The 12,602-nt window shown below is 46.9% G+C and carries 7 protein-coding genes; 3 read left to right on the forward strand and 4 right to left on the reverse strand.

All coding sequences use genetic code 11. The features are described from left to right. Positions 1–7: 7 nt before the first annotated feature. Positions 8–4,600 carry an S-layer homology domain-containing protein gene (locus ACX1C1_RS15720; RefSeq protein WP_458957698.1) on the forward strand — a complete coding sequence of 1,531 codons (4,593 nt, stop codon included), beginning with the start codon at positions 8–10 and terminating at the stop codon, positions 4,598–4,600. A 64-nt stretch (positions 4,601–4,664) separates the two neighbouring features. Here the strand turns inward: ACX1C1_RS15720 and ACX1C1_RS15725 are convergent, their stop codons facing one another. From ACX1C1_RS15725 to ACX1C1_RS15735, 3 genes are all read right to left on the reverse strand, one after another. Continuing rightward, on the reverse strand, positions 4,665–5,438 hold the full coding sequence (locus ACX1C1_RS15725) for an IclR family transcriptional regulator (protein WP_458953115.1): 774 nt from the start codon (positions 5,436–5,438) through the stop codon (positions 4,665–4,667). 183 nt (positions 5,439–5,621) lie between these two features. Beyond that, the gene (locus tag ACX1C1_RS15730) at positions 5,622–7,055 is read right to left on the reverse strand and encodes a hypothetical protein (RefSeq protein ID WP_458953116.1); all 1,434 of its coding nucleotides are present in this window, start codon (positions 7,053–7,055) and stop codon (positions 5,622–5,624) included. Positions 7,056–7,313: 258 nt separating this feature from the next. Next, positions 7,314–7,790, reverse strand: a complete 477-nt coding sequence (locus ACX1C1_RS15735; protein ID WP_458953117.1) for a helix-turn-helix transcriptional regulator — start codon at positions 7,788–7,790, stop codon at positions 7,314–7,316. Between the two features lie 160 nt (positions 7,791–7,950). Here ACX1C1_RS15735 and ACX1C1_RS15740 point away from each other — a divergent pair, with 160 nt between their 5' ends. Beyond that, positions 7,951–10,125 carry an amylo-alpha-1,6-glucosidase gene (locus ACX1C1_RS15740; RefSeq protein ID WP_458953118.1) on the forward strand — a complete coding sequence of 725 codons (2,175 nt, stop codon included), beginning with the start codon at positions 7,951–7,953 and terminating at the stop codon, positions 10,123–10,125. Between the two features lie 163 nt (positions 10,126–10,288). Further along, positions 10,289–11,578: a sulfatase family protein gene (locus ACX1C1_RS15745; RefSeq protein ID WP_458953119.1), complete on the forward strand. Its 1,290-nt coding sequence runs from the start codon at positions 10,289–10,291 to the stop codon at positions 11,576–11,578. A 227-nt stretch (positions 11,579–11,805) separates the two neighbouring features. Here the strand turns inward: ACX1C1_RS15745 and ACX1C1_RS15750 are convergent, their stop codons facing one another. Beyond that, positions 11,806–12,522 (reverse strand): phytanoyl-CoA dioxygenase family protein, encoded by a 717-nt coding sequence (locus tag ACX1C1_RS15750; protein WP_458953120.1) that lies wholly within the window; start codon positions 12,520–12,522, stop codon positions 11,806–11,808. Between the last annotated feature and the right edge of the window lie 80 nt (positions 12,523–12,602).

A 12,602-nucleotide genomic window follows, 5' to 3' on the forward strand; every position in this document is an offset into this window, starting at 1 on the left:
ATTGAAGATGAAAGCGATTGCGATTTGGTTGGTCGTAAGTATGCTGCTCAGCTCATTCCCTGTTGTTCTTGCAGCAGAGGATACGAGCAAGCTGATGTGGGATTACGAGGAATACATGACAAACGGAAGGCCAGTTCTTAACAATGGTACGATTCGATTGCTAGACACGGCTCATGACACCTTGTATTTGCGATATGACAAAACCTTGAGTGGCGAAGGGGCGGGGCAGCCCAGTCCCAGACCGACAAACGTGGTGCTGCTGACGCAAGAGGGTCGCCTCGCACAGCATTTTCAATTGTCCATGGCCGATAGAGAACCTGGCAGAACTTTACAAGCTCTAGTCTATGATCAGTACGGCAATGTAATGAACGATGTTCTAATTAATTGGGTTATTCTTAAGACAGATGTGGGTCAGGGATATGCCGCTTCCAAAACAAATGTGGATAACGAGGTGACGATATTTCCCAAGCGTCCTGGGACCGTCGATATTGAAGCTAGAGTCAATGGCGGGATCAAGGCATCCGTATCCATCGAGGTGACGAATGATGAGGTTGCAGAGCATCCCGAGCAACCATCACCCGGCTATACGGCTGTATTAGATGATATCGCGGTATCCCCCATAACAGAGGATGCGGATCAAGCGGTATTTGCGATTAGTACTTCTGCTATGCAGGAAGGCAGTATCATTGAAATGAAGAATGGACATGGAATAGTAGTCTATCGAGTAACGATTACTACCCAGGAGCCGGGCAGTCCTCAGGATGCCGCTTCCGTGAAATTATTTGATGAAGAAGGAGAAGAGCTTACCCAACTAGAGATGGCTCTCTCAGAGGGAAATGAAGGCAGGACGGTATCCGCTGTTGTATACAGAGATGACGAAAGTCCAATTGAAAATCCAGTTATAAACTGGGTACTCCTTGACACGGATGAAGCTCCAGGTTATGCCGCAGAGAAACATAGCTCGGGTATAACGAGTACAATTATTCCAAAACGGATTGGATCTGTACAATTGGAGGCAAGAATCAATCAATCAATTAAAGAGATCTTGTCCATTACGATTGTTAACGCTCCGACAGAGCCAGATTTAATGTTGAAAGCCGAAGCGGAGACAAAGCTGGCTGCGCTTGAAGAGAGGATGGCCGCAGCTAAGGAGCGCGGCATAGACATTACACGAGAAGAAACTGTCCAATGGATGTCGGAGCAATTCCTCAAGTTTGCCGATTGGGACGAGCAGCATATCGCTCTGAATGCCAAGCTGTATGAGCAGATGGTGTTGTTCAAGGGGCAAGGGGATAAACTCGCGAACGAGCTGCCTGATTTTGAACGTATGGAAGTCATCGCCATGCTCGATAAGGCTATATCCGAGCTGCAGAAGGTGCTTGACGGCGAAATCGTCCGCAAGCCGGTACCGAAAATGGATTGGAACAACATAGCTTTAAACGGCAGTTCCTTCGAAACGAATGGGAAACCTGTGTTTGTATATGACTACTTCTCCAAACCGCTCAACCAATCCACGATGGATTCCGGACTCTATAACGATCATTTAGGCAATGTGGATCACCCGAAGGCGTTAAGTATAAACTTTCAAAACCCAGATGGAACGATTGACATGGAACGAATGAAGGACTTAACAGAGCGGCCAAATACGAATATCGGCTATTTGAACTTGTGGCATAGCGGCGTTCCCTACAAAGCCAATGATCCAGCTAGCAGCTGGTGGGGGTTTGACAGTCAATGGGAGTCGGTATGGGGAGAAGGCATTGGTCCGGAAATGCGAATTGGAAGAAACTATCAATATGCCAATTATGATATTGATAATCCGGCGCTTAGAAACATCTGGAACAGCATCTTTGATCAGGTTGTACCGGAGACTGTGGGCAAGCCATATACAGAGCTCGGATATATGCTGTTTAATGAGCCGCATTGGTTTACGGCGAACGACAGCTGGGCCAAGATTCCGGAAGGCATCTCATCTTATACCGTAGACAAATTCAGAGAATGGCTGCAAGACAAACATTCTTCTATCGATCGTTTGAACGAGCTTTGGGGAACCCAATATGCCGAATTTGACGAAGTAACGATTCAAATTCCGATGGATGTCAGCAAACGAGGCACACCTATGTGGTTTGACTGGTCGCGTTTCAATATGGATCGAGTAACAGACTGGCTCACCTTTCTGAATGATGGCATTGTGCGTAATAATCCAGATGCGAAAACACATATGAAGATTATGCCCAATGTGTTTACTGAAGGGACACGGGATCATGGCATCGATCTGGAAGCGCTTACGGAGATGGCGGGTATGATCGGCGATGATTCCAAATTCCGCAAGAGAGATTGGAAGGCTGGCAATGAACCCGAAGGATGGGAGTCCGACTATTCGTTCTTCTGGCAGGAAATGTTTATGGCATATGACTTTATGCAATCCGTATCTCCAGAGAAGGCTCATATTAATACTGAGCTACATAGCTTATCCACCACGCAATTCAGAATGGTAGATATGAAGCCTGAATATGTGCGATCGACCTTCTGGTTGACTACGTTGCTGGGGATGGATGCCAGCTTGACATGGTTCTGGGGGAGAAATGCGGACGGATCAATCGAGCAGCGGTTGATCGATGCGGCGGATATGCCGGGCGGTCTCGGCAAGTCTTATCCAGCAAGTGTAGCACAGCAGCCGCGAGTAGCCAATGAATTGACGCAGACGATGATGGATATGAATGCATTCTCTGAGGAAATGACAGCTTTCCAGAACCAGAGAAAACCGGTCCGTGTCTTCTATTCCGAAACGTCTGCCATCGATAACGCCCATTACATGGATGAGTTATTCGAGGTATACGAGCCGATGGTATTCGAAGGGGTACCTATTGGTTTTGCTACCGGCAATATCATCGACAAGAGAGATCATGACGAATGGGACGTTATTGCTGTATACAAGACTGAGCAAGTGACGAATGAGGAATTTGCAGCACTGCAGCGTTATTTGGATCAGGGCGGAACGGTCATCATGGATCAAAGTAGTCTGAAATTTGATGAATATCACCAATTACGTACGCAATCGCTTCAAGCGGGCAGTGGAACGCTCATCCACTTGGAGGACGGTTCGGCGGAATCCATGCTGGCGTCCATCTTCAATATGCTTCCGACCAGCGCCCAACCTGCGATTGGACTCACAGAAGAGAACGGCGGCTTGAAGAAGGGAAGCTTCTGGAGAGTTCAGCCAGATGGAGAGAACCGATATGTCATGACTGTAGTCAACATGGGAAAAAACAGATCTGACCTCCAACTAAAGGCTGTGAATGGAAACATAGTGACGATCAAGGATATGATGACTGGACAATCATTAGATTCTTCCCTGTCCTTGGAGCCTGAAGGCGTATTGCTGCTAGAAATCTACACAGAGGCTGCGCCTGAATCCGGTGATTCAGATAATGGAGGCAGCGGAAACGGGAATGAAGGAGCCCCTCAGAATGTTGAGAAGAGCGTAAAGGTGAGCCTCGGCGAAGCAGACCTTTTGAATGAAGTAGTCTACGCCGGGAACGGAACTATGCGTATCTCGGTGGATGTTCCGGAGAATACGAAGGAGGTTCAACTAACCTTACCTGTCTCAGGTCTTCTCGCTTCGGGTGATGAGACGGTTCAACGAATTGCATTTGATATGGGGCTTGCAACCGTCATATTCCCTCTAAGCTTGTTCCGTGATGCGGAGAATTCAGCAGAGATTAAGCTGTCCGTAAGACTTGTACCCGAGGATGAGCTTAAAGCAGACATAAAGCAAGCACTGCAGGGCAATCCCGTTTATGACGTCGAGCTGGCTATCGATGATGAGCTCATTCACGAATTTGGAGATCAAGAAGTAGAGCTTCAGCTGGACATATCCAATACGGATCAAACATCCTTGCATCGAATAGTGGGGTATCACCTCAATGAGAAAGGCTCCTTGGAGGTCATTAAGAATAGCCTATACGATGAGAAAAGCGGAAAGGTTATCGTTCGGGTACACCATTTCAGCCCATATACAGCTGCTACCGCTTCAGCGACATTCGATGATCTTGCATCGGTTTCATGGGCTGAAGACAGCATAGAGGGGCTGGCTGTGAGAGGAATCGTACAAGGGTACAGTTATAACTTATTCAAGCCTGACGCAGTTATTACGAGAGGAGAGTTCCTCCATATGTTGATGGGCATGGATGATCTTGATGCTACGGGTGACAAGGGCTCTTTCACGGATGTCCAAGACGGGCAATGGTATTCGAACTCGGTTACAACTGCCTATCAACGAGGAATCGCACAGGGTCGAGGTGACGGTACATTTGGTGTCAACGATCCCATCACTCGTCAGGAAATGGCTGTTATAATAGAAAGGTTTGTTCGAGCAAAGGACATTCATCGGGCTTCTGCCGGGGGTAATATAACATTCGAGGATTCGCATGAGACTGCAAAATATGCTAGAGACAGTGTGGTGTTTGTTCAGCAAAACGGTTTAATGCTTGGAATGGGAGACGATCGCTTCGCCCCGAAGGAGTATGCGACTAGAGCTCAGGCGTCCGTCGTTCTGTTCAGATTGTTAAAGCATATAGTGACTTACCCAATAATCTAAAACATATAGCAATAGCTAATCAAGCCGATAAAGCGCGAATATGCGCCTTATCGGCTTGATATGCTCAAATCTGTCGATGTCCCAGCTGCTCAGATATGAGGGAGCCCTGCTTCACGGTGAGATGAATATAACGGTCCATCGTCTTCTTCGACATGCGGAATATGGGTCCGGACACGCCGATAGCGCCTTCTAGCTGACCGGCCGCATTCAGAATCGGCACGCCGATGCAACGAAGTCCCTCACAGGATTCCTCCATGTCGAGCGCGTAGCCTTGTGCGCGAATATGCTCCATTTCTTCTCTAAGCTTGACCGGATAGACTATAGAGCCTGGAGTTGCGGGCTCAAGCTCGTGATGATTCAGATACTGCTCCAGCAGATCCGGACTGAACGCCAGCATTGCCTTGCCCATAGCCGAGGTGTGGGAAGGGTATTCCAATCCAACAGTGGAGAGAAACTTGATCGGCTCCAAACTTTCCAGCTGATCAACGACAAGCGTTCTGCCAAGTGCACCTGGCTTCGTGAGCAAGGTCGTCTCCCTCGTCTCGTCCCGCAGGGCTCGCATAGTGGGCTCTGCCACCTCCTTCAGCGTGATCCGATTGGCAATAGAGCTGCCCAGGTAATACAGCTTGCCGGTCAGCTGATAGGTGCTGTCCGAATCTTTTTTCTGAATGTACTTTTTCTCTTCCAGCTCCTTCAGTATCCGGAAGACAGAGTTCGTCGTTATGGATAAGACGTTGCTGATCTCCGTAACAGAGAACGCCTTGTTTTCCCTTGCCATGAGCTCGAGAATATCCAACACCTTTTCAGCTGCGGGGGCCTTATATTTTTTGTTCGTCATAATAGGGGATATCCTCCAAAGTATTGCGGATTCGTATTTCTATAGTATGCGACTTTACTTCGCGGGGCAAGCAGGAAGTATGCTATGCAATACAATGCCATGCAACACAATACCATGCCATACGAAATAAGCGATTTGCTCGAGACACAGTCTCTTGCAAATCGCTTGGTTGTATTGAAGGTTCTACTCCATAATTTGTTCGGCTGTCAAAGGTTTATTTGTTTTGGTCCTGCCATCTTCTCTATACAACACGCCGCCATCGGTAGCTAAGGAATGAGTAAAGCCTATGGATTGAATGTCGGCAGCGTTTAAGTCCATGGTGTAATTTCCGCGTTCAACACTGAACACGGTATCAGACCGGTATTCCTGCGCAAGGAGAAGCACGGGCACAACGGGAGTCGTTAAGCGTTTGGAACCCTCGATTGATGAGGCGTAATCTGAATAATTACCCGCCCCGTCTCGTTTGCTGTAGTCTATGTACAGTAAATCGCTGATCGCGAACCAGGCAGATTTATTGGTTCCTTGCTGCGTCAGCGAGATGGCACCCTTTAGCTTAATGTTTTCAAAACGTCCTCTCTGTCTGTGAACTTGATAGGTGTTGCCGCCATAGGTTACCGTAACCTCGTCATCCGATTTGAACTCAGCCACATCCCCATGAATGGCAAATGCGCTGTTAACGGCCGATATATCCGCAAGAGTAATGTTATGGTTAATCTTGGCATGCGGCTTCAAATATACAGATGCAAAGCCGTTGCTATTGCTAATATTAACTAACGCGATGTTGTGAAGAGCGCCAAGATCCGGTCCTGACATGCTGATATAGTCGCTATCCTTTCCACTTCCCGGCTCTAAACGTACTGTTACGCCATTATCTCCATCAATATTGCGCATAAGAACGTTGTTCCCGCCAAATATTTGTACGGTGGCATATCCTCCATGGATACGGGTTGCCCCTACATTTTGAATCACACCATATGAAGGGACGAGTCCGAAGATCGGATTATAAGTTTGTTTGCCATTGACTATGATTGTACCGGGACTGCTGTCCTGATAGGGAGCCAGAACGATAAAAGGTTGTCCTTCGTAGTTTCCGGCAATTTGAATGCCTGATACAGCAAAGTTCTTCACGTTGGATAATCGAACAGGACGTTTATCACCACCGATATTACCGTTCGTATGAACGGTAAAGCGACCGGGGCCGATGGAAGCGATTTCAACATTCTCAATCCTTGGCGATGTTACGGTTGCCGGACGGATATCAAATAAGATATTGCTGTTCATATTGAAGACGGCATTCCGGTCGACCTCGACTCGAGTATTGGATCGATTGATTTTCATGGTGCCCAAGTGGTAGGTGCCGGCAGTGAATTGGATAATACCTCCTGCATCAAGCTTTGATTGAATCGAAATAAGCGAATCGTTTGGCGTTACGAGCACCTTCGTCGCATTCGTGATTTTGTTCTCGAAGTAAGTCTTGCCTGCATAAACCGCTTTGCCTAAGCCTTGAAAGGTTTGTGGTTCGGCTGCTTTGGCGGTAGGCGGAACTTGGAAAACCGTCAGTGTAATTGCAGCAATAATGATCAAGCATACTTGTTTGAACAAATTGTTTTTATGCATCCGAATTACCTCCTGATCAAAAGTTAATTGTCTAATGACGTGACAGTGTACATTCCGACAGACAACCTCGGATATTGGGATATCTCATGTCTCCTCCTCTCAATTGTGCAAGCGATTGCAATAAAGGTTCCACAATAATTGCAACTGTTTTAATTGTAATAATTTTTTATATATAAAGTCAACATATAAATATAGTTGTTAATGATGGGTTTACGAAATAGTAAATGTCAGACGTCTTTACTGTCCTCCAAATGGAACCTACCATTTTTCATTCAAATGCTTTCGGAAGGCTGAGGGACTTCTTCCGAATGTTTTTCGGAACACTTTATAGAAATTGGCAAGTTTCGGCATGCCGGTTTGTTCGGCAATCGCGAGTATAGGCAGATCGGTTGTAAGCAGCAGCCGCTCTGCTTTTTTCATTCTTCGATCATTCACATAAGCAACAAAAGATACACCAATGTGTTTTTTGAAACGTTTCACGAAATGGTGATAGCTGTAGCCTGATAGAAGAGCCGCATTGCGTGCGGAAATGTTATTTGTCAGTTCATTCTCAATATAGGATAGGACAACTTCAATCTCTCGAAAATCATTTTTACGCGCCTGAATATGATCTGGAATATGTGGCAGCAGCAACAACAATAGACGCCGAAAGTGAATGCTGACGGTGATTTCATAATAAGAGGGTTGCTCATAAAGGGTGTGATGTATTTCCTTAAGGAGTTTCGCAATTCCCAATCGAACGTCAACCTTATCCGCTATAAGGAGGTTTAAACAGCTTAAAGGCCATGCTGTGTTGGTAAGGACCCCTTTCCTGTCTTATCCCCGATCTTATATTATGCTCAATGAAAGCGGCCTCGGCATTCCTTCCATAATGGTGCGAGGGAACAATTCGACAATGGTGAATTTGCAAGGACCGGGTATTGGAATATCATTTAATGAAGATCCGGGTCATAATGGGTGGATTCCTCATCCATTGGCATCTGTTCCAGAGGTTCTGGATAGCCCTGTACGTTTATTGGAGAGACAGTTCCTTACTTCCGAAATTCAAAGCAAATATGAAATCAACGGGCAGCTGATAAGACAAAGACATACGGTTCTTCATAATAAAGTCGCTTGTATGATGGAGATGAGTGCCGGTCTGAATCATTCCTTGCCTATGCTGGGGCACACTTTGGGATGTAGTCAAGTTCGTGTATTGCATAATGGGATTGAGGTCACAGAGGCTGCGAAGCAGCATAAACCTATGATGTACCGGATTCGGATGAATCTTTGGGAGGGAACGAGGCAGTTCGATCCAGTTATCCGTGTAGGGGGTGAGGAAGTTCTCTGTTCCAATCGGAAGTGGTTTCAAGATATAACGGATTATGCCTTTGATATCCCTTCCAATACGACAAGGGTTGAGCTGTTTTTCGAGTTTTCTCGGAATGCCTTCGAAGCAGACCCGGCAGGAGTAGGAGATGGAGAGCTTATGTATCGCTGCTCCTGGATTGATGAAGCGGAGGGGAGAATCGTAGATGCCTTTGAAGAAGAAGCTGCTAGTCAATCCGGTACTTTATCGGAGCTTTATCTGGACAAAGCGTTACAGGCATGGGAGAAGCTTGAACGACAGCTGCCATCTATCCATATGCCCGATCAATCGTTAGAGAGTTTCGCAAGCTTCACCTTTATAAATCAACAGATGTGTGAAATCTTGCCGGAAGGTCTGATCTCCTATCCAGCGATGATGGCCAAGCAGACGTTCTGGGGGTTCTGGATGTGGGATTATGCGTTTCATGCGGTTGCCTCACGGTGGATTGAGGGCCATAGGCTTGCCAAGGGATCCATGCTGAACATGGCCAATATGCAGTGGGATAACGGGTGTATTACCAATTCAGCTCAGCCCTATGGTGTCAATGTATTCCTTGAAGAACATGGGTCGAAGAGACAGAACTTACATATAAGTTTGGTCCCTGATGATGCCATCGGAGGGACGCATCCTCCAGCCTTCGGTTTTGCTGTCAAGAAGCTCCTGGAATCGACGGGTTCATTGTCATTTGCGGAAGGATTGCTTCCGTATTTGTGCAAGTACAATGCTTGGTTCCAACAGAATCAAATCGAGGCAGAATATCCCGATCTCATTGTTGTGCGCAAATGGTCCGACAGCGGTCAGGATAATGCCAAACGCTGGGGTAATCGTATTTATACGCTGTTCGGGGATGCAGAGCCGTGTTGGTGGGACTTTCCGATTATTGGCGTAGACATTAATGTGTTATGGGTAGAACAGAATGAGGTCATCGGTGAGCTATATAAGCAATTAGGCCAGCAAGAGGAGGGTAATCGTTATCTGGAACAAGCGCGTCGAACAAGGGAAGCGATTCAGCGTGAGTTATGGAACGAAGAAGAAGGTTTCTATTTCGACTTGCATGTGAAAACAGGGAAACATATACCGGTATATTCTCCGGCAGGATTTTTCCCGTTATACATTCAATTAGTTACCTCGAAGCAATATGAGCGGTTAAATGAACATCTATTGGACGAAAACCGGTTCTGGACGCGCTTCCCACTCCCTACCCTATCTGCGGATGATGCTGACTTTAATCCAGCCTATTCGTATTGGAGAGGACCGGTATGGTTCTATTTCAATTATTTTGTAACTGAGGGCTTGTATCATTATGATTCAGATGTAGGGGACATGCTCTTCCACAAGACGATAGATCTGATGACCCACAAAGGTTTTGTTACCGCTTATGAGAATTATAATCCACTTACAGGAGACGGTTATAATGCGGCCCACTTTCTGTGGGGCGGGTTAATGGCAAGCACGCTGATCGAGCGAATCTGCGGGATTACCCCGACGAAAGAAGGCGTACTTGTGCTTGATCCTAAACATATTCCCGCAGACTGGGGCGGCTTCTCTTTGGATCGTTTGCCAATTCTCGGCGGTATCGTCAGTGTGAGCTTCGAACGAAATGCTGAGGGGGCTGCCTTTGTTGTAAATTGCACGAGGAGGGAGCCACTGCAGGTCGAGCTTCAAGGTGTGAGATATGTGTTGGCAATGGATGAACCTATGAAACTACAGATCAATGGATGAACCTATGAAACGACAGATTAATGGAATGTAAGATAATATGCGCCTAGGCCTAATTCAGTCGCCAAGAGACAACATGTGGCTCTAAAGTACATCGTGTGCCGGCAGAGGATATTTTATACTGATAGAAGATGTTGTACAGGGAAATAGGAAAGCAGGGATGTTGATGATTAACAAACCACATATTGTCTTCATTACAACGCATGATCTTGGCAAACACTTAGGCTGCTATGGTCAATCCACGGTGTCCAGCGATGCCGTAGACAGCTTGGCTGCATCTGGTGTGCGATTTGACAAGAGCTTCTGCACCTCGCCACTCTGCAGTCCGAGCAGATCCGCCTTGCATACAGGTCGATTCTCCCACGCTAACGGCATTATGGGACTCACGCATGCCAACTTTGGCTGGGAGTATCATGAAGGCGAGGAGCATATGGCAGCCAAGCTGCAGAGAGATGGATATACAACGGCGCTTGTTGGCGTACAGCATGTATCAAGGGAACCTGCACGGCTTGGGTATGATGTGTTAGTGGAGACGGGACCAGCTAGAAGAATGGGAGAGGAAGGGGCACGTATTCTGAAGGAACAGACAAGCGGAGACAAACCGTTGTACCTGGAAGTAGGATTCTTTGAGCCACATCGTCCATTCAATTGGGAAGGCGCTGTTCCAGATGAATCCAAAGGGGTAGCTATTCCTCCATATCTTCCGGACTGTCCGGAATCGCGGCAAGATGTCGCGGCGCTCCAGGGAATTATTAAGCAAATGGATGAAGGAGTGGCCATTATCCTTGATTCGCTCAAGGAGCTAGGAATCGTGGAGAATACTTGGGTTATCTTCACAACCGATCACGGCATTGCTATGCCGCGAGCGAAATCTACCCTTTACGATCCCGGAATCGAAACGGCTTTGCTTATGCGTTGGCCTGCAGCAGGTCTAGATGGAGGGCGAGTTTACGAGGAACTGATCAGCAATGTCGATATTGTTCCGACGATGCTTGAGGCGCTTGGAATGGATCAACCGGATAACCTCCATGGACATAGCTTCTGGCCGCTTCTAAGAGGCGAAGAATATCAGCCGCAAGCGTGTATCTATTCCGAGAAGACCTATCATACTCAATATGAGCCGATACGCAGCATTCGCACAAAGCAGCATAAGCTGGTTGTCAATTTTGAAGTAAGCACAAAAATAGATGTGCCTGGCGACATCCGACAGAGTCCGATTTATCCCGTCATGCTGAAGGAAACACTGAAGGGCAGGCCGCAGGTTGAGCTCTATGATCTGGATCAGGATCAGCTAGAGATGCTAAATCTAGCTGAACACCCTGAATTAAAAGAGGTGAGACAGGGCTTGCTGAACCAGCTGCGCGAGTGGATGGAATTAACAGGTGATCCGCTGTTGCACGGCCCAATTCCTTCGCCTTATTATGGGAAAGCAATTCGCGCTTTATTTCAATTGTAGAAATTCACATACGTTGAGGGCACAAGCTCGGATCCGCGTAATCCCAAGTATCATCTTGCTCCAGAAGGCAGCAATAGACCGAAAACCAAAGATGGCGGTGCCGGGAACAACTCCCTCAGCACCGCCATCTTTGTTTAGTACCTATACGTGAGCTGTTTCATCAAGTGCGAGAGCCTTCTTCTGAGACAGCCCTTCGTATATCCGGAATGTATGCCGAAGATTCCGTCTTACACAGCGTGACCGTTAACCGCTACATCTGGTCCGTTATTATACACTTCACCACTTACCGGGTTATAGGCTCCAACTGGAGAATATTGCATAATAAAGCCTTTTCGTGTCGTGTTGCTCATGTTCGGTGTACTGCGATGGAAGAGCAAGGAATTAAAAACAGCCATGCTTCCTTTCTTTAATTCCACAGGCAAGCCAGGATCCTCGCCAAAGTAACATTGTTTGCCTACTTCAGTATCTTTGTGCTCCACTAATCCCTGCTTATGTGTTTCTGGAATTACCCAGATGCATCCGTTCTCAATTGTAGCATCCTCCAGAGCAAGCCAGCAGGTTATATAAACTTGCGGCTCTATCGGCTGATAGCCTGTGTCTTGATGCCATGGAAAATCCCGATTGGCTTCTGGTCTCTTGTAGACGGATTGATCCCAGTAGAGTTTAACATCAGGTCCCATTAACGAAGTTGTGATTTCAACCATCTTGTCCTGCATAACAAAGGCTTTGACAACGGGATCCTTCTGGTTCAGAAGGATATTGAAGTTTATCTGCTTCGGTATGCTTAGGCCTTGTTGACCCAATTTGTCGAGCTCAGCTTCGCGCTCTTCATCGAGTCTGTCAATGCTGGCTGTCAATTGCTCCATTTCTTCAGTTGAGAATAGGTCATGAAAGAGGGTAAAGCCTTGCTCTTCGTATTCTTTCTTCATCTGTTCCGTTACCATGGTATATCATCCCTTCGCGATTTGAATGTTGTTGATGTCCTCATTATGGATCGTATTGGGGAACGGAACAATGAAGGGGT

It is taken from the genome of Paenibacillus sp. strain BS8-2, from assembly GCF_054483835.1.

Bases quoted from the DNA above. Each gene is read 5' to 3' on its own strand.
- ACX1C1_RS15740 (WP_458953118.1), top strand. From the start codon at position 7,951: ATGGTGAATTTGCAAGGACCGGGTATTGGAATATCATTTAATGAAGAT.
- ACX1C1_RS15725 (WP_458953115.1), bottom strand. From the start codon at position 5,438: ATGACGAACAAAAAATATAAGGCCCCCGCAGCTGAAAAGGTGTTGGAT.
- ACX1C1_RS15745 (WP_458953119.1), top strand. From the start codon at position 10,289: ATGATTAACAAACCACATATTGTCTTCATTACAACGCATGATCTTGGC.
- ACX1C1_RS15730 (WP_458953116.1), bottom strand. From the start codon at position 7,055: ATGCATAAAAACAATTTGTTCAAACAAGTATGCTTGATCATTATTGCT.
- ACX1C1_RS15750 (WP_458953120.1), bottom strand. From the start codon at position 12,522: ATGGTAACGGAACAGATGAAGAAAGAATACGAAGAGCAAGGCTTTACC.
- ACX1C1_RS15720 (WP_458957698.1), top strand. From the start codon at position 8: ATGAAAGCGATTGCGATTTGGTTGGTCGTAAGTATGCTGCTCAGCTCA.